Origin of the sequence: Rhizobium sp. 18065 (genome assembly GCF_902706095.1) — a bacterium.
In the GTDB taxonomy this organism is placed as follows: Bacteria; Pseudomonadota; Alphaproteobacteria; order Rhizobiales; family Rhizobiaceae; genus Allorhizobium.
In genome coordinates, this window is the sequence record NZ_CACSJP010000002.1 from 385,219 (window position 1) to 405,299 (window position 20,081).

General features: G+C 59.2%; 20 protein-coding genes. 7 read left to right on the forward strand and 13 right to left on the reverse strand.

Features of this window, described 5'->3' with window-relative positions; all coding sequences use genetic code 11:
* Positions 1 to 84 precede the first annotated feature (84 nt).
* Genes GVK95_RS07665 through GVK95_RS07675 form a run of 3 tightly spaced genes read right to left on the reverse strand, consistent with a single transcriptional unit; the run spans position 85 to position 3,781 of the window.
* Positions 85 to 1,110: an ABC transporter ATP-binding protein gene (locus GVK95_RS07665; protein WP_159948185.1), complete on the reverse strand. Its 1,026-nt coding sequence runs from the start codon at positions 1,108 to 1,110 to the stop codon at positions 85 to 87.
* The gene (locus GVK95_RS07670) at positions 1,098 to 2,792 is read right to left on the reverse strand and encodes an iron ABC transporter permease (protein ID WP_159948187.1); all 1,695 of its coding nucleotides are present in this window, start codon (positions 2,790 to 2,792) and stop codon (positions 1,098 to 1,100) included. The genes GVK95_RS07665 and GVK95_RS07670 overlap by 13 nt, the downstream gene beginning before the upstream one ends.
* Positions 2,793 to 2,800: 8 nt before the next feature.
* Positions 2,801 to 3,781, reverse strand: a complete 981-nt coding sequence (locus GVK95_RS07675) for an ABC transporter substrate-binding protein (protein WP_159948189.1) — start codon at positions 3,779 to 3,781, stop codon at positions 2,801 to 2,803.
* A gap of 216 nt (positions 3,782 to 3,997) precedes the next feature.
* On the opposite strand from GVK95_RS07675, the gene GVK95_RS07680 reads away from it, so the two are divergent.
* On the forward strand, positions 3,998 to 5,899 hold the full coding sequence (locus tag GVK95_RS07680) for a hypothetical protein (RefSeq protein WP_159948191.1): 1,902 nt from the start codon (positions 3,998 to 4,000) through the stop codon (positions 5,897 to 5,899).
* A gap of 76 nt (positions 5,900 to 5,975) precedes the next feature.
* Here the strand turns inward: GVK95_RS07680 and GVK95_RS07685 are convergent, their stop codons facing one another.
* The 4 genes from GVK95_RS07685 to GVK95_RS07700 all read right to left on the reverse strand — a co-directional run bounded on the left by GVK95_RS07685 (position 5,976) and on the right by GVK95_RS07700 (position 11,221).
* Positions 5,976 to 7,199: a PLP-dependent aminotransferase family protein gene (locus tag GVK95_RS07685; protein WP_159948193.1), complete on the reverse strand. Its 1,224-nt coding sequence runs from the start codon at positions 7,197 to 7,199 to the stop codon at positions 5,976 to 5,978.
* A gap of 248 nt (positions 7,200 to 7,447) precedes the next feature.
* Positions 7,448 to 9,124 carry a PAS domain-containing methyl-accepting chemotaxis protein gene (locus tag GVK95_RS07690; protein ID WP_159948194.1) on the reverse strand — a complete coding sequence of 559 codons (1,677 nt, stop codon included), beginning with the start codon at positions 9,122 to 9,124 and terminating at the stop codon, positions 7,448 to 7,450.
* A 364-nt stretch (positions 9,125 to 9,488) separates the two neighbouring features.
* A complete protein-coding gene (ilvC, locus tag GVK95_RS07695) occupies positions 9,489 to 10,508 on the reverse strand; it encodes a ketol-acid reductoisomerase (RefSeq protein WP_159948196.1) in 1,020 nt (339 codons plus the stop codon).
* A 23-nt stretch (positions 10,509 to 10,531) separates the two neighbouring features.
* The gene (locus GVK95_RS07700; RefSeq protein WP_159948198.1) at positions 10,532 to 11,221 is read right to left on the reverse strand and encodes a TetR/AcrR family transcriptional regulator; all 690 of its coding nucleotides are present in this window, start codon (positions 11,219 to 11,221) and stop codon (positions 10,532 to 10,534) included.
* A gap of 432 nt (positions 11,222 to 11,653) precedes the next feature.
* On the opposite strand from GVK95_RS07700, the gene GVK95_RS07705 reads away from it, so the two are divergent.
* Positions 11,654 to 11,896, forward strand: a complete 243-nt coding sequence (locus GVK95_RS07705; protein WP_159948200.1) for a hypothetical protein — start codon at positions 11,654 to 11,656, stop codon at positions 11,894 to 11,896.
* A gap of 94 nt (positions 11,897 to 11,990) precedes the next feature.
* On the forward strand, positions 11,991 to 12,242 hold the full coding sequence (locus tag GVK95_RS07710) for a hypothetical protein (RefSeq protein ID WP_159948202.1): 252 nt from the start codon (positions 11,991 to 11,993) through the stop codon (positions 12,240 to 12,242).
* Positions 12,243 to 12,303: 61 nt separating this feature from the next.
* On the opposite strand, the gene GVK95_RS07715 is transcribed toward GVK95_RS07710, so the two are convergent.
* Positions 12,304 to 12,768 (reverse strand): Lrp/AsnC family transcriptional regulator, encoded by a 465-nt coding sequence (locus tag GVK95_RS07715; protein ID WP_159948204.1) that lies wholly within the window; start codon positions 12,766 to 12,768, stop codon positions 12,304 to 12,306.
* Between the two features lie 164 nt (positions 12,769 to 12,932).
* On the opposite strand from GVK95_RS07715, the gene GVK95_RS07720 reads away from it, so the two are divergent.
* Positions 12,933 to 13,646 carry an aspartate/glutamate racemase family protein gene (locus GVK95_RS07720; protein WP_159948206.1) on the forward strand — a complete coding sequence of 238 codons (714 nt, stop codon included), beginning with the start codon at positions 12,933 to 12,935 and terminating at the stop codon, positions 13,644 to 13,646.
* A gap of 13 nt (positions 13,647 to 13,659) precedes the next feature.
* Here GVK95_RS07720 and GVK95_RS07725 read toward each other — a convergent pair whose 3' ends face one another.
* A complete protein-coding gene (locus GVK95_RS07725) occupies positions 13,660 to 14,412 on the reverse strand; it encodes a pyridoxine 5'-phosphate synthase (RefSeq protein ID WP_159948208.1) in 753 nt (250 codons plus the stop codon).
* A gap of 275 nt (positions 14,413 to 14,687) precedes the next feature.
* Here GVK95_RS07725 and GVK95_RS07730 point away from each other — a divergent pair, with 275 nt between their 5' ends.
* From GVK95_RS07730 to GVK95_RS07740, 3 genes are all read left to right on the forward strand, one after another.
* Entirely contained in the window at positions 14,688 to 15,704 is a 1,017-nt protein-coding gene (locus GVK95_RS07730; RefSeq protein WP_159948210.1) for a hypothetical protein, read from the forward strand.
* A gap of 224 nt (positions 15,705 to 15,928) precedes the next feature.
* Positions 15,929 to 16,621 (forward strand): MerR family transcriptional regulator, encoded by a 693-nt coding sequence (locus GVK95_RS07735; RefSeq protein WP_159948212.1) that lies wholly within the window; start codon positions 15,929 to 15,931, stop codon positions 16,619 to 16,621.
* A gap of 109 nt (positions 16,622 to 16,730) precedes the next feature.
* Positions 16,731 to 17,246, forward strand: coding sequence for a DUF4405 domain-containing protein (locus GVK95_RS07740; protein ID WP_159948214.1), 516 nt, complete (start codon positions 16,731 to 16,733; stop codon positions 17,244 to 17,246).
* A gap of 27 nt (positions 17,247 to 17,273) precedes the next feature.
* Here the strand turns inward: GVK95_RS07740 and GVK95_RS07745 are convergent, their stop codons facing one another.
* The 4 genes from GVK95_RS07745 to nthA form a co-directional block, all read right to left on the reverse strand.
* On the reverse strand, positions 17,274 to 18,404 hold the full coding sequence (locus tag GVK95_RS07745) for an ATP-dependent RecD-like DNA helicase (RefSeq protein ID WP_159948216.1): 1,131 nt from the start codon (positions 18,402 to 18,404) through the stop codon (positions 17,274 to 17,276).
* Positions 18,405 to 18,476: 72 nt separating this feature from the next.
* A complete protein-coding gene (locus GVK95_RS07750) occupies positions 18,477 to 18,851 on the reverse strand; it encodes a nitrile hydratase accessory protein (protein WP_159948218.1) in 375 nt (124 codons plus the stop codon).
* A complete protein-coding gene (gene nthB / locus GVK95_RS07755; RefSeq protein ID WP_159948220.1) occupies positions 18,838 to 19,497 on the reverse strand; it encodes a nitrile hydratase subunit beta in 660 nt (219 codons plus the stop codon). The genes GVK95_RS07750 and nthB overlap by 14 nt, the downstream gene beginning before the upstream one ends.
* Positions 19,494 to 20,069, reverse strand: coding sequence for a nitrile hydratase subunit alpha (nthA, locus tag GVK95_RS07760; RefSeq protein ID WP_244618707.1), 576 nt, complete (start codon positions 20,067 to 20,069; stop codon positions 19,494 to 19,496). Before nthA ends, nthB begins: the two co-directional genes overlap by 4 nt.
* Positions 20,070 to 20,081: the final 12 nt, after the last annotated feature.

A 20,081-nucleotide genomic window follows, 5' to 3' on the forward strand; every position in this document is an offset into this window, starting at 1 on the left:
GGATGGACTTTGCCGAACCGCAGCACGATCGACGATGGCCATGCATCGACCGGCAAAGCGCAAGCAGCCGGATGCAGAAAGACTTCAGAGACGCCAACCGCCGGCAATGATGACCGGCACCACGGCACCAACCTGCAGACGCTCGCGCCAGTGAACCCGAAGGCACTGACCGTCGCCGAGGCGCAAGCCCACGGTATAGCGCTCGCCCTCGAAGACCACGCTTTCCACCACTGCCGGCAAGCCACCATCGCCGATATGGACATCCTGCGGACGAACCAGAAGGTCCACGGACGGCGCGTTGTCCAATCGCGTCAAAGCCAGCTGGACGGCCTGCCAGTCGAAGTCGCGTGCAGCGCCTGCCGCGGCGCGGACAGACAGAACGGCACCGCGCCCGACAAGCTCTCCAACGCGCCGGCCTTCCGGTCGCGCATAGAGCTCGTCCGGCGCCGCCATCTGCAGCAGCTTGCCGTCCGCCATCACCGCGACATCGGTCGCCAGCGCCATGGCTTCCGCCTGATCATGCGTCACATAGATCATCGTGGCGCCGGAGCGCGCATGAAACTCGCGGAAAGCGTCCTCCATCTCGCCCCTGAGATGGCGGTCGAGATTGGCCAGCGGCTCGTCCAGCAACACGACATCCGGAGATGTTACAAGGCAGCGGGCCAGCGCCACCCGCTGGCGCTGGCCCCCGGAAAGCGCTGCTGGGCGGCGGTCGCCATACGCTTCGAGCCGCACCGATCGCAAAGCCTCCAGCACTTTCGCTCGGTAGCCTTCGCCGGTCACCCCGCGCACCTTCAACGGGTAGCCGACATTCTCGGCAACCGTCATGTGCGGCCACAACGCATAGGACTGGAACACCATGGCCATGTTGCGCCTTTCCGGCGGTACGACCCTTGCTGCATCCGACATCACCCGCTCACCCAACAGGATCGAGCCATCCGTCGGCGTCTCGAAGCCCGCGACCATGCGCAGCACCGTCGTCTTGCCGCAGCCCGAGGGCCCGAGCAGCGCCAGAAAGCCACCGTCGCGGATCTCCATCGACACGGCATCGACAGCCGGCCGGCCGGTGCCAAAATCCTTCGTCAGTTGATGCAGGATCAGTTTCGCCACGGCACGACACCCCTTGGCAGCCAGGCCGCCATCCATTCGAGAAGCAACATCAGCAGAACGATCATCAGCACCACCAGCACGGAAAGCGCTGCCGCCAGATCGTAGGAGCCGCTGTCATCGAGATTGTAGATCGCAACACCCAGCGTCTGCGTGCCGGCGGACCAGAGCAGCGCGGAAACTGTCAGCTCGTTGCAGGCAATCAGGAAAACCAGGATGACCGATGCACCGGCAGCGGGTGCGATCAACGGCACAAGTATCTCCGCGAGACGCCGCCAGAACCGGGCACCCGAAAGCCGTGCAGCTTCTTCCAGCGCCGGATCGAGTTGACGGAATGCGCTGATAATCGGCTTCAGGCCGACGGCGAAAAAGCTGGACAGATAGGCCAGCAGGATGATCCACAGCGTGCCGTACAGGGTCACGCCGACAAGCGGGATGGGCGCGGCAAAGATCAGGATGAAGGCGACGGCAATGACGACGCCCGGCAGCGCATAGGGGATCTCGATCATTGCCGCGACCAGTCCCGCCCAGCGGCTTTTTGTGTGCGTCAGGGCATAGGCGGTCAGGACGCCGAAAATCAGAAGCCCGAAAGCCGTCAATGCGGCGAGAAACAGTGAATTGACGAAAGCCGTCTGGGTCACGGTCTGGCGCAGCAGGATCTCTTCATAGGCCGACACCGAAATAGTCTGCCATGAAAACACAACGCCGTAGGTCGAGACCAGAGATCCGGCCACCAGCGCCAGAAACGGAAGCACCAGCATAACGACCAACACCAGCCACAATATCAATTCGACCGGCAGTCGCCAAAAACCGAGGTTGAAACTCGCCGTCAGACCCGTCCCGCCGATGGTTCGATATTCCCGGTTGCGCAACACCCGTTCCTGCAGGCCAAGGCCAGCGATGGCAAGGATCGCGATCATCGCTGAAAGCATGGCAATGTCGCCGAATGTATTGGGACCGAAGCTGGCGAAGCGCGCATAGATCAACGTCGGCAACGTGTAGATCGCCGCGGGCATGCCGAGGATCGCCGGAATGCCGAAGTTTCCGACACCCGAGACAAACGCGATGGCCGCCCCTGCAATGAGCCCGGGCATGGCAAGCGGCAGCACGATATCGCGCAGCACCTGGCGCGACGAGGCTCCGGAAAGACTGGCCGCGTCGATGCCCTCCTGCGGCAGCGCCAGCAGACCGGCTCTAAGCGAGAGAAACACCAGAGGTGCATGCTGCACGCCAAACAGCAGGGCAATGCCATAGATCGAATAGAGCGGCTGCGGACTTCCAAGCGGCGGCGCAAGGCCGATTGCCTTCAGCAGCGGACTGGACGGCCCGGACAATCCGACCCAAGACAGCGCAGTCACCTGCGGCGGGATCATCGTCGGCAGCATGAACAGGAAGCCCAGCACGCCCCTCGCCCGGATATCGGTCAAGGCAAGGGCGAGCGCAAACGAAGCGCCAATGATAATAGCGACAATCATGCCGAGAAATGACGTCGTGAGCGTATTGAGAGCAGCCTGCCAGACTGCCGGCTCGCGCAGCAGTTCCAAAGCCTTGCCGCTCCAGATCGAACGAAATCCGGCAACAACGAGACGCAACAATGGCAAGGCGCACAGGCTGAAGACGAGCAGAGCGACAAAGGGGAACAGCCAGCGAGGCTGGCTGTTCATCTGTTGTGAAGAGTAGGACATACCTGAGATCAATTGGTGCCGAAAATACCGGAGAAGGTCTTCAGGTCGTCCTCGCTGGCCTTCAATGCTTCGCTGGCATTGATCGGCAGCACCTTGATCGTGTCGCGTGCCGGGAAGCCGTCCGGTACCGCCATGCCGTTGCGCGCCGGGATATAGCCGAGCTTGAGGAAGCCTTGCTGCCCCTGTTCGGACAGCACGTAGTCGACGAAAAGCTTGGCGGCCTCGGCATTTTTGCTGCTCGAGAGAATGGCGACCGGCTCGGTCACGGCAGACACGCCTTCCTTCGGGAAGACGAACTCGACCGGTGCACCCTTGGCCTTTTCACGCAGCGGCATGTAGTCGACGACGACGCCATAAGCCTTTTCACCGGTCGCAACCGCCTTCAACACCGCACCATTGCCGCCCGATGCGGTCGCGCCATTGGCCTGCAGTGCCTTGTAGTAGTCCCAGCCCAGACCGTCGACACCCACCAGTGTCTGGGCGTGAATAAGCGCAGCCCCGGAAGTGAGCGGGCTCGGCATGGTCACCAGCCCCTTGGCTTCCGGCTTCGCCAGGTCGCTCCACGAGGTCGGCTTCATGCCCGCCGCCGTGTTATACATGATGCCTGTGGTGATCAGCTTGGTCGAATAATACGCGCCGTCAGCGTCATAGAGGCTGGCATCGTAATTGGCGGCTTCAGGCGACTTGTAGGCAAGCAACTGGCCGGCCTGCTTCATGCGCTCGAGTGTCACGGTATCGGCGATCAGCAGCACGTCGGCCACCGGATTTCCGGCTTCGATCTCGGCCATAAGCTTCGCCATAATCTTCGGCGTGCCATCACGGACCCAATCGACCTTTACGTCGGGATGCGCCGCCATGAAACCGTCGACGGTCGCCTGCGCGTCTTCATTCGGCTGGCTGGTATAAAGCACGAGATTGGCGGCATTGACCGAACCAGCCATCAGGCTAAGGGAAACAAGCGCGGTAAAGGCGCAAAGGAGCTTTTTCATCCGGGTATCCTCGTTGCTAGAAGTCACCGCTCCTTAGTGCCTGCCTTTGACAGGTGGATGACAGCCGCGCCGCCCGCCCGCCGGATCTCCGCCCCCGGCTTCCACACTAAATGAACTTTTGTTGGGTAGGCTGCGGCAAAGTCACCCATCCAAGGATTGCAGCCGCGGGCAAATACTGCGATCTGGAAAACGAAATTTCACGGGAAAATCAGTATCATGAAGACAGGCAGCCATTGGCGCGCACGCTTGCGGTATGAGTTCGACAAGAGCATGGCAGCCGGCGCAATCGCGCTCATGGGATGGCTGGCGCTGATATCGCTGATCGTCATCGTGCTCGCAGGTATCTTTCTCGCCTTGACCGGCATCGCGCCGGAAGGCGGCGAACCGGTGAGCTTCATCGAAGCTGCATGGGAATCCCTGATGCGCACCATGGACGCCGGAACCATGGGCGGCGATATCGGCTGGTCGTTCCGCATGGTCTCACTCGTCGTGACCATCGCCGGCATCTTCGTCTTCTCCGCCCTGATCGGCGTCATCAGTTCTGGCCTCGAAAACAAACTCGACGAATTGCGCAAGGGCCGCTCGCGGGTGCTGGAGGCCGACCACACCATCATCCTCAACTGGTCGCCGTCGATCTTCGACATCATCAGCGAACTGGTGATCGCCAACCAGAGCCGCCGCAACCCGCGCATCGTGATCATGGCCAACAAGGACAAGGTGGAGATGGAGGACGAGATCGCAACCAAGGTCGATGATCTGAAGAATACCAGGATCATCTGCCGCAGTGGCGACCCGACCGATCTCTACGACCTCGACATCGTCAACGCCCAGACATCACGTTCGATCATCGTGCTGTCGCCGGAAGACGACGATGCAGATTCCCGCGTCATCAAGTCTGTGCTGGCCCTCGTCAACGATCCGAAGCGCCGGACCGAACCCTATATGATTGCAGCAGAAATCCGCGATGCGGCCAATGCCGAAGTGGCCCGTATCGTCGGGGGCAGCGAAATGCAGCTCATCCTCGCCGACGACCTGATTTCCAGGATCGTGGTCCATACGAGCCGCCAGTCGGGTCTCTCGGCGGTCTATTCCGAACTGCTCGATTTCGATGGCTGCGAAATCTATACGCTCGAACAGCCGGAACTGACCGGCAAACCTTTCGGCACGGCTGTCATGAGCTACCAGGCGAGCACGCTGATCGGCATCTGCGACAAAAGTGGTGCGGTACACCTCAATCCGCCGCCGAACCGCGTATTCGAAGCCGGCGAAAAGGCGATCATCATCTCTGAGGATGACGCCTCGATCAAACTGGACGCGGGCAAGACGACCGTGGCGCAGAGCCTGATCCTGCCGCCTTTCGCCCGCGAAAAACAGGCGGAACGCACACTGATCCTTGGCTGGAACCGCCGGGGTCCGATCATCGCCACCGAGCTCTCCCGCTATGTGGCGCCCGGTTCTCACCTGACGATCGCGGCTGAAACGCCCGGTTTCGTCCATGAGGTGTCGGTGCTGGAAATCGATCGCGATGTCATGACGGTCGACGCCAGATCGATCGACACCAGCCATCGCGGCACCTTGAACGAACTGGATATCCCGTCTTACGACCATGTCCTTGTGCTCGGTTACAGCGACACGATGGCCGCCCAGACCGCGGACACACACACGCTGATCACCCTGCTGCAACTGCGCCAGATCGCAGAGCGCGCCGGAAAACACATCAGCGTCGTCAGCGAGATGATCGACATCCGCAACCGCCAGCTGGCGGAAGTGACCCGTGCCGACGACTTCGTCGTCAGCAACAAATTGGTCAGCTTGATGCTCGCCCAGGCCTCGGAGAACGCCTATATGGCGGCCATTTTCGGCGAATTGCTCGATGAGGCCGGCTCGGAGATCTACATGCGTCCCATCTCGGACTATGTCACGATCGACAAGCCTGTAAACTTCTACACCGTCACGCTGTCGGCCCTTCGCCGCGGCGAGGTGGCCATCGGCTACCGCAAGCAGAACGATGCCGACCCCGACCCGCGTCGCCTCGGCGGCGTGGTGGTCAATCCGCCCAAGGCGCTGATGATGCATTTCAATCCGGACGACATGGTCATCGTCCTGGCGGCCGACTGACCGAATTCGAACAACGATGCGAAGGCCCGGATGGAGAGACAGCGGCTCCGGGCCTTCTCACTGCATAACCGGATGATTAGGCGGCCTTGGCCAGCACTCCGCCGACAAGTCGGCCCAGCCGCATGATGCCCTCGTCGATCATCTGCTCGTTGGCGCAGGAGAAAGACAGCCGCAGCGTATTGGCGCCCGAACGGTCGGCAAAGAAAGCCTGGCCCGGGACGAAGGCAACCTTTTCGGTTTCCACCGAAAGCGCCAGCAATTCGGCACCATCCATTCCCTCCGGCAAGGTCACCCAGACGAACATGCCGCCTTCGGGCCGGGTCCAGCTGCTGCCGGCCGGCATATATTTGTCGAGTGCCGCCAGCATGGCGTCGCGCCTTGCGCTATAGGCGTTTCTGATCTTGGCGACCTGCGCATCGAAATGGCGTTCGGCGACATGGGTGATGGCGATCTGGTTGATCGAGGACGAGTGCAGATCGGCCGCCTGCTTCATCAGCACCAGCTTGCGGATGACCGTCGTCGAGGCCACCACATAGCCGACGCGCAATCCCGGCGCCAGCGTCTTGGAGAAGCTGCCGCAATAGATCGTCCGAGTGTTTTCGATAGAGCCGCTGCGTTCGATATCCAGCGCCAGGACCGGTGTCACCGGCTCGCCGTCATAACGCAGATGCTGATAGGCAGCATCCTCGATGACGGCAATATCGAGTTCATCGGCTAGAGCCAGCAGGCGCTTGCGGTTTTCAAGCGATACCGTCTCGCCGGTCGGATTGGAGAAATCGGCAGAGAGATAAGCAAATTTGACTGCACCACCATGGCCGCCTGCAGCGGCCGCGTAGCTCGCCGGCGTGCGGTTGCCAAGACTGAGCTGGTCGTAAGTCGGTTCATAGGCGTTGAACGCCTGCAGGGCACCCAGGTAAGTTGGCCAGTTGACGAGCGCCGTGTCGCCTGGCGACAGGAACAGCTTGCCGAGGTAGTCCAGCGCCTGCTGCGAGCCGGAGGTGATGAAGATATTGTCGATGCCGCACCCGATGCCAAGCCGCGCCATGTCCGCCTGCAGCCATTCGCGCAGTGGCTTGTAGCCTTCCGAAACCGAATACTGTAGGGCGGCATTTGCCTGTCCGCCGGTAAAAACCTCGGCATAGGCATCCCTGAACGCCTCAGCCGGAAACAGCGCCGGGTCCGGAATCCCGCCGGCAAACGAAATGATCTCCGGCCGATCGAGAAGCTTCAGCAGTTCACGGATTTCAGATGCACGCATACGCGACGAGCGCGTCGCAAAAATATGGTCCCAATTGAGCACGGGTATTTCCTCGGATGTTCTTTTCGACATCCAACGAGAACATGAAAACAACGATATGTCAACAATACTGACCTATCTTGCAAAATCCGCAATAAGCCATTGAAAAGAGTAAAACTACCAGAAACGCAAAAGCGAAATTGATCATGTTTTTTGATAGTCAAAACGCAAGAAGACAGATCCCGGGAGCCGCATCGGCACCCGGGATCTCTAGAAATTCACACACCGGTTGGGTGCCGGCAACGCTGGCTTCAGGCCGCATACAGTCCTCTTTGCTGCGGCACGGACGTTGCTGTCTTGAACTGCTGAACCAGCTGGAACAGCCCGTTGACATCACGCGATAGCGAGTGTGCGGCAGCCGACGTCTCTTCGACCATGGCGGCATTCTGCTGGGTCGATTGATCGATCTGGTTCACCGAACTATTGATGTCCTTCAGCGATCCGGACTGTTCTTCAGTCGCCTCTATAATCGCCCGGATGTTCACCGTGATATCCTCGACCTGGCTGGAGATCTGCTCAAGCGACAAACCCGTCTGCCCGACAAGGTCAACGCCACGACTGACCTGCGCCGCCGAGGTGCTGATCAGCTGGCGAATCTCCTTGGCGGCACTACCCGAGCGCTGCGCGAGTTCACGCACCTCCTGCGCCACCACAGCAAAGCCCTTGCCGGCCTCGCCTGCCCTTGCAGCCTCGACCCCGGCATTCAGCGCCAGCAGATTGGTCTGGAAAGCGATTTCATCGATCACGCCGAGAATGCTGGAAATTTGTTTCGAGGATTGCTCGATCTCGCTCATGGCGCCGACCGCATCGCGAACTACAGCACCTGACTTTTCCGCATTGGCACGGGTCTGTTCGACAAGCTTTCCGACATTCGTCGCACGCTTGGCCGACTCCATCACAGTCGTGGTGATTTCCTCGAGAGCCGCGGCAGATTCCTCGACCGAAGCCGCCTGCACCTCGGTTCGACGCGCTAGCTGATTGGCTGCATCGGAGATTTCACCAGTGCTCGATGCGATCGAACGCGCATTGGTTGTCACTGTGCAAATCGTCTGCTTCAATCGCGTCAGCGCTTCATTGAAGTCATTGCGCACCTTTTCCATGGTCGGTACGAAAGGTCGATCCAGACTGCAGGTCAGATCGCCGTCTGCCAGACCACTCAGAGAACCTGCCAACTGCGCAATCGCGTCCATCCGTGACGAGACATCGGTGGCGAACTTGATGACCTTGTAGACCTTGCCGGACGAATCAAACACCGGATTGTAGCTGGCCTGGATCCACACATCCCGCCCATCCTTGGCGACACGGCGAAACTCGTCGGAGAAGATCTCGCCGCTGGCCAGTCTAGCCCAGAACGCCTGGTACTCATCCGATTTGACATAGGCCGGATCACAGAACATCCGATGATGTTTGCCGACAATTTCCGCAAGCCCGTAGCCGAGACCTTTGCAGAAATTCTCGTTGGCCGTCAGGATGGTGCCATCCGGCTGAAATTCGATCACCGCCTGCGATGCGGACAAGGCCTTGAGCTTGGCGTCGTCTTCCATCGCGCGGATCTTGGCTGCGGTGATGTCGGTGGCATATTTCACCACCTTGTAGGGTTTTCCGCCCTTCATCAGCGGATTGTAGGACGCCTCGATCCAGATTTCGCGCCCACCCTTTGCGATACGACGATACTGCCGGCGATCGAATTTCCCATTGCGCAGCTGCTGCCAGAAGGAAGAATATTCGGACGAGGCCGCTTCAACGGGATCAACAAACATCCTGTGATGCTTGCCCCGGATCTCGGACAGCGCATAGCCCACCGCCATGCAGAAGTTCTCGTTGGCCGTCAGAATGATGCCATCCAGATCGAACTCGATCACGGCCTGCGAGCGCCTCAAGGCCTCGGATTCAGCCCGGGAGTCCCTCATGATTTTCAATATAGGCATCCAACTTCCCCCATGCATCCAACCGATGCAAATGGCGAAACACCCATGGTTCGCACAACGATAAAGTGTAGGAAGCACTGGTATATAAATTGCTAATGTTCTTGGAGGTAGGTCCAATTGAATCAAATATTTTAGACATGCGTTGTTCACGCAGAGGCAAATGCCGACCTGGCACCATATCCGCAAGATCCACCACACAAAACCCAGCAGTTCCGGGCTTCACTCCTATCCATTTGAACAAAAGTCAAATTTTCGAGCAAAAGATCACCTCCCATCAGGCAACAAAAAAACCGGGAGCCTTGCGGCCCCCGGCTGGAAATTCAGTGAACGAAATCGACGGACAGCGTCGGTCGAAACGCTCGGATTAGTTGCGGGCCTTGTCGACCAGCTTGTTCTTGCCGATCCAGGGCATCATGGCGCGAAGCTTGGTGCCGACTTCTTCGATCTGGTGGCTGTCGTTCATGCGGCGGATCCCCTTGAAGCGGGCAGCACCGGCACGATATTCCTGCATCCAGTCCGAGGTGAACTTGCCGGTCTGGATGTCGGTCAGGACGCGCTTCATTTCAGCCTTTGTTTCAGCCGTGATGATGCGCGGGCCGGTGACATATTCGCCCCATTCCGCCGTGTTGGAGATCGAGTAGTTCATGTTGGCGATGCCACCTTCATAGATCAGGTCGACGATCAGCTTCACTTCATGCAGGCACTCGAAATACGCCATTTCGGGTGCGTAGCCACCTTCGACCAGCGTTTCGAAGCCGGCACGGATCAGTTCGACGAGACCGCCGCACAGGACAACCTGCTCGCCGAACAAATCGGTTTCGCATTCTTCCTTGAACGAGGTTTCGATGATGCCCGAACGACCGCCGCCAACGCCGCAGGCGTAGGACAGAGCCAGTTCAAGCGCGTTGCCGGAAGCGTTCTGGTGAATGGCAACGAGGCAGGGAACGCCGCCGCCCTTCTGGTATTCGCCGCGAACGGTGTGGCCCGGGCCCTTCGGTGCGATCATCACGATGTCCACCGATGCCTTCGGCTCGATCAGGCCGAAATGAACGTTGAGGCCGTGGGCAAATGCGATGGCTGCGCCGTCGCGAATGTTGCCGGCGATATCGTCCCGGTAGATGTCGGCCTGCAGTTCGTCCGGGGTCGCCATCATCATCAGGTCGGCCCAGGCCGCGGCTTCAGCAACCGTCATGACCTTGAAGCCGTCGGCTTCGGCCTTCTTCACGGTCGGCGAACCGGCTTTCAGAGCAACGACCATGTTCTGGGCGCCCGAATCCTTCAGGTTCAGCGCATGCGCGCGACCCTGCGAACCGTAACCGATGATTGCTACCTTCTTGGCCTTGATGAGGTTCAAGTCCGCATCACGATCGTAATAAACGCGCATTGTTGTATCCTTCCCTATGCTTGTCAGTTGTGGTGAATGTTGTTGACCGGCGCGCTTGCACGGGAAGTCCCGTCCAGACCCGCTAAAATCCTCTCCGTGCCGTAAAGCATCAGGAAGGCGTGAACCGCCTTCGAGGCCCTAGACCCGAAACTTGTCGTCTGCGGCATATCGCCGAGCAGCATGCGAACATGCAGATCGCTGACGATCAGGCCGTACAGTGTGCGATAGGCTTCCTCGCCATCGTTAAAACGCAGCAGACCATCGCGCTGCCCTGCCTCAAGCAGCGCCCGCGCCCGGCGATCGATCTGCCGGCGGCCGCGCTCCAGCAGCAGCGTGCCAAACTTGGATCCGTCCCGGCTCGACTGACCGATGGCGAGACGATTGAGCGCCAGCGACACATCACCCGCCAGGACTTCGAGCAGATCCTTGGCGAACACCTCGAGGTGATCGGTAAGGCTCGCCGCAGTCAGCCGTTCGCCCGGCCGCTCAAAAGTGCGGACCTTGCTGGCCTGGTAGGAAATCATCGCCGACAGCAAGCCGTCGCGGTCGCCGAACCACTTATAGAGGCTTTCCTTCGAACAATTGGCCGCACGGGCCAGCCCGGCCGTCGTCACAGCCTTGTCACCGCCTTCGACCAGCAAACGCAACGCCTCGGCCAGCACAGCGTTCTGGCGCGGGGTGAATTCGGTGTTCTGACTGCTTTCGCTCGACATGACGCTCTCCGAGTACCGTACGGTACGGTTCGCGTCTGTTATGATCCCGGAAACGCGTCGGGTCAAGAGCCACGTTGTTATTTTTGTAAGCATTTTTTCAGCGCTCGCTGCATAAGCTTTGAGCATCTGCACATTCAGATCGGGCCCAAAACGCCCCGTCACGCCAAGGCCTGGCTGCTCCCAGCTCCAGTCACAAACAGGTGAATGGAGCAAAAACAATAATTATATTTCATATGTAAATTGCCATGAATGGTGCGCGTATGCAATTGTTTTCATTACTTTAAATTTTCACTTCAGAGAGAAATTTGAAGGAATGCGCAGAACCGAAGAGTTCGATTGCGCGCAATCTGCTATTGAATTTTCAGATCTAGGCGCCACATCCGCTCTGTCGAACAAGACAGTTCGTTACCCGATAAAATCAGGAGCAAGACCATGAGAATCATCGCCGCGACCGCACTGATCGCCGCACTCGCTAGCGCGTCTGCCGCCCTCGCGCTTGAACCGATCCCAGGCTCGATTACCTATGCAGGCAAGCAGGCCAATATCGTGAAGGCCCCCGCAGGATCGACCCTGTTCCACAATTTCAATTTCAATGGCGACAAGATTCGCGAAACCTACAGGGTCAACGCCGATCACACTGTGACATTGGTTCAGCGCGGCATCATCAACGACTGATCCACCGCCTCACCTGCATCCGCGGGTCTAGTGCGCCAATATGCACAACTTAGGATTGCATTCAAGGCGCCTATACCAGCGAAAGGACAGAACAATGAAGACCACAATTTTGACCGCCATCCTGCTCGCTTCCTTGACCGGTACTGCGGCGTTGGCCGATATCCAGCCGATCGAAGGCTCGATCACCTACAATGGTAAGACTGCTCATTTGGAGAAGGCGCCGATAGGCAGCACCTTCTTCCACACGTTCATCGGTCCCAATGGCCGCTATGTTCGAGAAATCTATAAGGTGAATGCCGACAGATCCGTGTCTCTCATGTCGCGAGCGACAGCAAGCTCGCACTGATCCCACGAAGTGCATCGCCCGCTGGCCCCGAAGTGAAAGCTCCGGGGCTTTTTTATACCGGCTAACGCGCATAATCGACGGGGATCGCCGAACCACTTTTCAGCGTCTCCATCGAGATCGACGCCGACACATCGAACAATTCGATCCGCTTGACCAACCGCCGATAGACCACGTCGTAGTGCTCCACTCTCGGCAACACGACCTTCAAGATATAGTCATAATGCCCGGTCAACCGATGCGCCTCGACGATCTCGGCGATGTCGCCGACCGCCCGACGGAATTCCTCGATCCATTCGTCGGCGTGGTGGGCAGTCTTGACCAGCGCATAAACGGTCGTTGGCACGCCCATCTTCTCGCGATCGAGCACGGCAATACGCCTGGCGATATAGCCCCCTTCTTCCAGTTTCTGGATGCGGCGCGAGCAGGCTGACACGGAAAGCGATACCTTCTCGGCCAGATCCGTGACCGCAATGGCGCAGTCCATCTGCAACCATTCGAGAATCTTCCGGTCTCTTTCGTCAATCACGCTGATATTCTCCGACAACTGAAATCAAAGACGCAAAATTTGCGCGCCGAGAAGACAAATGACACGTCTTCATGTGCAAGAAAAGGCGCTATTGCCGCCAAGATCGCACACCAGATGCGAGCGATATCGGCGATCATCGGCTATCAACGCACAAGGAGATTGCTATGCAGATGATGGGCCTGATCGGTGGGATGAGTTTCGAAAGTTCAGCCGTCTACTACCGGCTGATCAACGAAGCCGTGCGGACCAGGCTCGGCGGGCTGACCTCGGCCGAAGTCATCATGCACTCCGTCAATTTCGAAAGCATCGTCGCGCTGCAAAAGGCCGGCCGCTGGGATGATGCCGCGCGCCGCCTGGGAGACGTGGCAGTAGGACTGGAGAACGCCGGCGCAAGCTGTGTGCTGATCTGCACCAACACCATGCACCTCGTTGCCGGCGAGGTTCAGGCCCGCATCAACGTGCCGCTGATCAACATCATCGACGAGACAGCGACCGCCCTGAAGAAGAGTGGCGCCAAGCGGCCGCTCCTTCTGGCCACCCGCTATACCATGGAGCACGGCTTCTATGCCGAGCGCATGCGCCGGAACGGCGTCGAGATCATGGTGCCGGATTCAGATGGTCGCGCCGCGACCCATAACATCATCTTTGATGAACTCTGCGCCGGTCAGGTCATCGACAGCTCACGCGACAAGCTCATGGCCATCATCGAACAGGCCAAGGCTGAGGGTGCCGACAGCGTGATCCTGGGCTGCACGGAAATCTGCCTGATCCTCGACCCGTCCGCCCTGCCTTTGCCGGGTTTCGATTCGACCACCATCCATGCCGAGGCAGCCGTTGATTTCTGCTTGACCAACGGCTTGGCGACCAACGCCGCCTGAAATCGGTGAGGCTTCAGATCGTCTGGCCACAAGCGCGGCAGAAACGGCGTACCGTTTCTGCCATTCCGTATTCGAGCGCATCGGCCGTCAGGCCGTGGCCGATCGAGACCTCGGCCAACGCCGGAATGCGCCTGACCAATGCCGGCAGGTTTTCAACCGTCAGGTCGTGACCTGCATTGACCGCGAGCCCTGCAGCAATGGCCGCATCGGCCGTCGCCCCGAGCAAGGCGATCTCACGCCGCGCACCTTCGGGATTGTCAAAACAGCCGCCATAGGGCCCGGTATAGAGTTCGACACGTTCGGCACCGGTCGCCTTGGCCAGAGCCATCGTCTCGGTCTGCCCATCCCCGTCGACGAACAGCGACACGCGCATGCCCTTGGCACGAAGCCGGGCGACAATCCTCTTCAGGTCGTCGCCCTGCGCGACCAGATCCCAGCCGTGGTCGGATGTCGCCTGTGATGGATCATCCGGAACGAGGGTCACCTGTTCCGGCTCGATCGCCTCGCAAAGCGCAAGGAACTCCTCGGTCGGATATCCTTCGATATTGAACTCGGCCTGCGGAAATTCGTCATCAATCAGCGCACGCAGCAGCGGTAGATCGCTGAAGCGGATATGCCGCTGGTCGGGTCGCGGATGCACCGTCAGGCCACTTGCCCCGGCCTGCAGGGCAATACGCCCCAGATCCGCCACACTCGGCCAAGGCAGATCCCGGCGATTGCGAAGCATGGCGATGGCATTGAGATTGACGGAAAGCTTGGTCGGCATTCGATCTTGTCCAAAGGTCTGAAACGAACCGCATCCTTAGGCCATCAACGACTGAAAAACCAACGAGAATTGCAGATGAACCGATAGAACCAATTGATGAGTAGGATCTGCACGTTTTAGCGAACCCGCAGACTTTGGGGTATTGACGCGAGCCCTGTATAGATTAGTCAGATTAAACCGTGTGACAATGCGCACAAAACATCTGTCCAGCTTACAATCCAGTCGCGACATTTCAGGGGGTTTGCAAAAATGATCGAACCGTCCGTGGAGAAGCAATGAGCGCCGAACAACGGACCGATCGTGACGAGATCAGCCAGGCCTTGCAGACAATTCTTGCCAGCCAGACATTCTCGCGGTCAGAGCGTTTGCGCTCATTCCTGAAATTTGTTGTCGAAATGGAACAACTTGGCCGGGGTCATCAGCTGAAGGGTTACACCATTGGGATAGACGTCTTCAGCCGCGACGAAGCCTTCGATCCGGGAACCGATCCCTTGGTTCGTGTCCAGGCCGGTAAACTCCGGCGCCTTCTCAACCAGTTTTATGCCGATGAAGGGCGCAACCATCAGCTCCGCATCCGGATTCCACTGGGTGGCTATGTGCCATTGTACGAACGCGCAGCCTCCGTTCGCCGCAGCGCAAGCGAGGCAAGCAGCATCGCGGACCAGTCCGCAGGAGCAGACAAGTGCGCACTGGCCACGCTGTCCAGCCCGAGCCCGATACTGCACCTGGTTCGAGAATTGCCGCGCCTGTTCTTTGAAGTCGATCCAGCCAGCGACTGGCGTGGCGACATTTTCTGCAAAGCGGTTCGCCTTTGGGCAGACCGCCTCTGGGGCGTTTCGCTGGCCGCCATTGGCGATACGCCGGAGCAGGGATCAGAGCTTCAGTCAGGGAATACCACGGACCTTTTCTTTGTCCTGGAGGTCAAGATCAATCACCACGACGGCTCAATCCAGATCAAGCTGCGCCACATCGCCTCCGGCCAGACACTCGCGGAGGAAACCCATCCGCAAAACGTATCAGGCACCGTCCTGCAGCTCGGCGCCCTGGCAAACCAGTATACCGGCTCAACGCTGACGCTCCCCGGGCATCTCTATCAATTTTGCCACGCCAGCAATCTCTCAAGCCAACTCATGCAATGCCTTGACGCCACCTACCGTTACGCCTTGCTGCGCACCGACGACGCCTATCAGCAAGCCAGGAGCCACCAGCAACGTTGGGTGGGGCTTCGCGGGCAACATGACATCGTCACCGAAATTCCCAAGCTTCTTGCGCTCACCGCTTATCGTGGCTGAAACGAAGCGGTCGCGCATATCTCCCTGCGACGCGTAAAATCGACTGAACTTGCTTCACCAAGCGTTACAGCCGCAGAGATTTATTTATTTCGGCGAAAAGTAATATAAATATAGCGTCAGATCACCGGAGCAGTGTCTGCAAACGGCGCTGCAGTTGATCAGCATACGAAGGAGCGTTGGGGATAAAGCAGCAGACGAGCGACACGCTGGGGACGGGAGGAGTCATGGCGAACGGTCCGAAACATCTGCATAAAATCGAAAAATCGACCGGACGCATGCGGGATGACAGGATTGTCCTGCCCGATATCGTATTGCCACCCACTGTAACATCCGATCCCGTTGCGATCGCCGACATGGCCGAGCTTTTCGGCATCACCCATCGGACGCTTCATTTCTACGAGGAAAAAGGCCTGATCGGCGCCAGTCGCATGGGCTTGATGCGCGTCTACGGCCAATCCGATGTGGCACGCATGGCAGTCATCAACACATGCCGTGAAGTCGGCATGCCGATATCTGTCATTCAGGATCTGTTCGAGCGGCTGGCCACAGCCAAGTCCCGAACGGAGGCGAATGGGCTGCTGGAAGAAGCGCTGACGACACGGCGACGAGAGCTGACCGCAAGCCTATCCACCATCCACCGGCAATTGCAGCAGGTCAACACACTGCTGGCAAACGAAGGTGCGGCTACATCTGAGCGAGGCACCCTTAAAACGCAAACGGTGGACCTGTCCGATATTGAGTATCGTTGCCTTCGTCTCATGGCGGAGGGACACACAACGAGCCGCATCGCGAGGAGCTTCGAAATGAAACATGACGAGGTGAGCGAGATCGAAAACGGTCTCATCCTAAAGATCGGCGCGCAAAACCGCTTCCAGGCCATTGCCAAGGCGGTCTTGCTCGGAATGATCGCCAGTTGATCTGCTTTCGACAGGATCTTGCCGGATATCAAAGATGGAGGAGATGTAACGGGACAGACTGAGCTTTGATTGTTAGGCCGGACCATCGACAACAACTGGACCGATCCCCATGCCCTCGATGCTTTCTCGTTACGCCACGCCATTCACCACCGGCCTGTTTCTCGTCTCGTTGATATCGGGCATTGCCCTGTTCTTCCATTGGGGTACTGCCGCCTTCCGCGAAATGCACGAATGGCTGAGCATGGTTCTGATCCTGCCCTTCGTCCTTCACGTCTGGAAGAACTGGCGACCATTCCTGATGTATTTCAAGCGCCTGCAGATGGCGCTCGCCCTCTCTATTTGTCTGATCGCCGGCCTGATCTTCGCATGGCCGGCAATCACCGGCACAAGCGGCCAGGCAGGCGGTAATCCGGCATTTGCCATGGCAGGCATCGTCACCGGCGGCACGCCATCGCAGCTCGCGCCTCTTCTCGGTCAAAGCGAGGAAACGGTTGTCGCCAAGCTCAAGGAACAGGGCTTTTCCGCTGCCGAACCCGGCAGGAAGCTGGAAGAGATCGCCACGGCGTCGGGCAAGCAACCAATCGAAATGATGGCAGCACTCGCCGCCATGCGCGTCAACCCATAGAGCTTTTCCAGGCACCGAAGCTGGCGCTCATCGAACGATGGTGAGCGTCTCCGCCGCACGGGTGACGGCGGTATAAAGCCAGCGCTCGCGCGTATCGCGAAACGCCCAGCTCTCATCGAACAAGACGACATTGTTCCACTGCGAACCCTGCGCCTTGTGCACCGTCAGGGCATAGCCATAGTCGAACTCGTCATACCTCTTGCGCGTCGTCCACGGCACTTCAGTCTCGATATCCTCGAACGCCGCCTTGAGCAGCTTGATCTTGGCCGCCCCGCGATCCATATCGTCGTCTTCCGGCTTGATCAGCAGATTGATGCCCGGTTTCACGGTTTCCCGCGACGATGTCATGACCTGCCAGAGTGAGCCGTTGAGCAAGCCCTTGACCTGATCGTTGCGCAAGCACACCAGCTTGTCGCCCGCTTGCGGATACTCGACGGTAAAACCCTTCAGTTCGCGCAGGCGCTTGTTGTAGCGGCGGCGCGTCTTGTTGGTCCCGACCAGAACCTGGTCGGCCTCAAGCACCAGTTCCTGATTGACTTCGTTCTTCGAGATGACCCGCGCGGTCGATCCGTAGTCGCCATACATGATCTCCTTGCCCTCACGGATGTGCATGGCAAGCTGAATGATCGGATTGTCGCGCGCCTGGCGATGAATATCCGTCAGGAGATAGTCCGGCTCCTGTTCGGTGAAGTAACCGCCACCGGTTACCGGCGGCAACTGTCCAGGGTCCCCCAGCACCAGGATCGGCGTGCCGAAGCTCATCAGGTCGCGGCCAAGCTGCTCATCGACCATGGAGCATTCGTCGATGACGATCATCGCCGCCTTGGCGAGCGGGCTCTGCCGATTGATCGAGAACATCGGCGCGATCGAGGTCTTGCCAGTCTCCTCGTCCTCGACAGCCTCTTCGCCGCGCGGCCGGTAGATCAGCGAATGGATGGTCCGGGCATTGGATGCGCCGCGCGTCCGCAGCACCTGGGCTGCCTTGCCGGTGAAGGCGGCGAAAAGCACATCACCGTCGACATGCTCGGCGAAATGTTTCGCAAGCGTCGTCTTACCGGTCCCGGCATAGCCGAAGAGCCGGAAAACCGGCGACTTGCCCTCTTTCAGCCATTTGGAAACGGCCTTCAGGGCTTCATCTTGTTGCGGGGCAAATTGCATGGCCTAGGCATGCGCGGATTCGAGCCTTGATTGCAAGCCAAAAGGCCGGGCAAGCAGAACAAAGAGTGGACATCAGACGCCAAGCGGGTCGTTTGCCAACTGGATCGGGCTGCCATGCGGTGTGGCTTCCGCCGCGCGCTGCCAGCTCTTCTGCAACGCCAGAACCATCTGGGCATCGGCCACGCCCTTGTCGACCAGAAGTGCCGTCAATGCTGCAACCCAGGCATCGAAATAGTCGGAACCATCCGCCGCCCGCTCCGGCTTCTGTACCTCGCCCGACAGGCACTGCGCCCATTCACGCCATTCGAAAAGTCCGCGCTCATGCAGGTGTACGGTGAGCGCGAATGCCTGGGCGTGCCATGGCTCGCCAAACACCGGATCGCCTTCGGCGGATTTTGGCAGGCCTGGAGATTGCGACACAGGCGACGAGGTTTCACACGCGCTCAAGATAGCTCTCCCACGCATCAATGGAAATCGTCAGGGAAGGATCAGCCCCCTCGCCCCAGATTTCCTCACCGGTGAAGACGACCGTGTAGACCCACTGCGGATTCTCGCCGTTGCAATGCGCATTGTCATCCGGGAAAACAAAGCCGCCCTGCACGGCCTCGACAACACCCGACTTGGCGCGGGCGTAACGCGGCAGGCGCGTATGACCGAGCGGGTGGAAATTCTTCGTCCTGACCCGATCACCCACCGAAAAGACCGCCGCCGTTTGAACCGGACGATCGCAGGGACCACCGTGGGCCAGAACACCGGCGACCATATCCGCCTTCAGCACGCGTTTTGGCTGGGTGCCTTGTGCAATATGCTGCCCCGACAACAATTCCTCGCGGCTAGCAAACCCATGCCGCTCCAGCAATGTGTCGATGCCGCGGATCCACACCTCGTAGTAGCTTGCCGCAAGGTACTCGGCCGGTGGGATGCTTTCCCGCGCATGCCGGCTTTCGTCGATTGTCCAGGCTCCGAAGGCACCACAGGAGAGCGTGATGCCGAGCGCTCGCTTTTCCCATTCGGCATGGAAATAGGGTTCGTTCCGTTCCGGGGCGATCGGGCCGAACCCCATCTGGCCGCCGAGATCATGCGGGCCGTTCATCGGATATCCTCCGGCACAAGCGCAAGACCAGTTCCGATCATCGCATCGCGGGTGACGAGATCAGCCAGTTGCTCTTCGCTGAAGCCCTCCGTGCCGACCGGCCGCAAGGGCACCACCAGGTATCGCAGTTCTGCGGTTGAATCCCAGACACGGATTTTGACGCCATCCGGCAGGCTGAAGCCAAACTCTTGCAACACGCCGCGCGGATCAATCACCGCGCGCGACCGATAGGCCGGCGCCTTGTACCACACCGGCGGAAGCCCGAGCACCGCCCACGGATAACAGGAGCACAGCGTGCAGACGACCATGTTGTGGCACTCGGGCGTGTTGAACACGGCACGCATATGCTCGCCCTGCCGACCGGCGAAGCCCAGACTGGCGATGGCAGCGGTTGCATCCGCTTTCAGCCATTCCGCAAAAGCCCGATCGCTCCACGCTTTCGCAACGACCTTTGCACCGTTGCGTGGCCCGACCTTCGTCTCATAGGTATCGACAATCGCATCGATCGCTGCCGGATCAATCAATCCCTTGTCCGTCAGCAAGGTCTCCAGCGCCTTCACCCGCGCCTGCATGTCTGAATACTG

Excerpts from the sequence above, each read along its gene's own strand:
- GVK95_RS07670 (WP_159948187.1), bottom strand. The coding sequence starts at position 2,792 with ATGTCCTACTCTTCACAACAGATGAACAGCCAGCCTCGCTGGCTGTTC.
- GVK95_RS07675 (WP_159948189.1), bottom strand. The coding sequence starts at position 3,781 with ATGAAAAAGCTCCTTTGCGCCTTTACCGCGCTTGTTTCCCTTAGCCTG.
- GVK95_RS07680 (WP_159948191.1), top strand. The coding sequence starts at position 3,998 with ATGAAGACAGGCAGCCATTGGCGCGCACGCTTGCGGTATGAGTTCGAC.
- GVK95_RS07690 (WP_159948194.1), bottom strand. The coding sequence starts at position 9,124 with ATGCCTATATTGAAAATCATGAGGGACTCCCGGGCTGAATCCGAGGCC.
- ilvC (WP_159948196.1), bottom strand. The coding sequence starts at position 10,508 with ATGCGCGTTTATTACGATCGTGATGCGGACTTGAACCTCATCAAGGCC.
- GVK95_RS07700 (WP_159948198.1), bottom strand. The coding sequence starts at position 11,221 with ATGTCGAGCGAAAGCAGTCAGAACACCGAATTCACCCCGCGCCAGAAC.
- GVK95_RS07705 (WP_159948200.1), top strand. The coding sequence starts at position 11,654 with ATGAGAATCATCGCCGCGACCGCACTGATCGCCGCACTCGCTAGCGCG.
- GVK95_RS07710 (WP_159948202.1), top strand. The coding sequence starts at position 11,991 with ATGAAGACCACAATTTTGACCGCCATCCTGCTCGCTTCCTTGACCGGT.
- GVK95_RS07720 (WP_159948206.1), top strand. The coding sequence starts at position 12,933 with ATGCAGATGATGGGCCTGATCGGTGGGATGAGTTTCGAAAGTTCAGCC.
- GVK95_RS07725 (WP_159948208.1), bottom strand. The coding sequence starts at position 14,412 with ATGCCGACCAAGCTTTCCGTCAATCTCAATGCCATCGCCATGCTTCGC.
- GVK95_RS07730 (WP_159948210.1), top strand. The coding sequence starts at position 14,688 with ATGAGCGCCGAACAACGGACCGATCGTGACGAGATCAGCCAGGCCTTG.
- GVK95_RS07735 (WP_159948212.1), top strand. The coding sequence starts at position 15,929 with ATGGCGAACGGTCCGAAACATCTGCATAAAATCGAAAAATCGACCGGA.
- GVK95_RS07740 (WP_159948214.1), top strand. The coding sequence starts at position 16,731 with ATGCCCTCGATGCTTTCTCGTTACGCCACGCCATTCACCACCGGCCTG.
- GVK95_RS07745 (WP_159948216.1), bottom strand. The coding sequence starts at position 18,404 with ATGCAATTTGCCCCGCAACAAGATGAAGCCCTGAAGGCCGTTTCCAAA.
- nthB (WP_159948220.1), bottom strand. The coding sequence starts at position 19,497 with ATGAACGGCCCGCATGATCTCGGCGGCCAGATGGGGTTCGGCCCGATC.
- nthA (WP_244618707.1), bottom strand. The coding sequence starts at position 20,069 with ATGCAGGCGCGGGTGAAGGCGCTGGAGACCTTGCTGACGGACAAGGGA.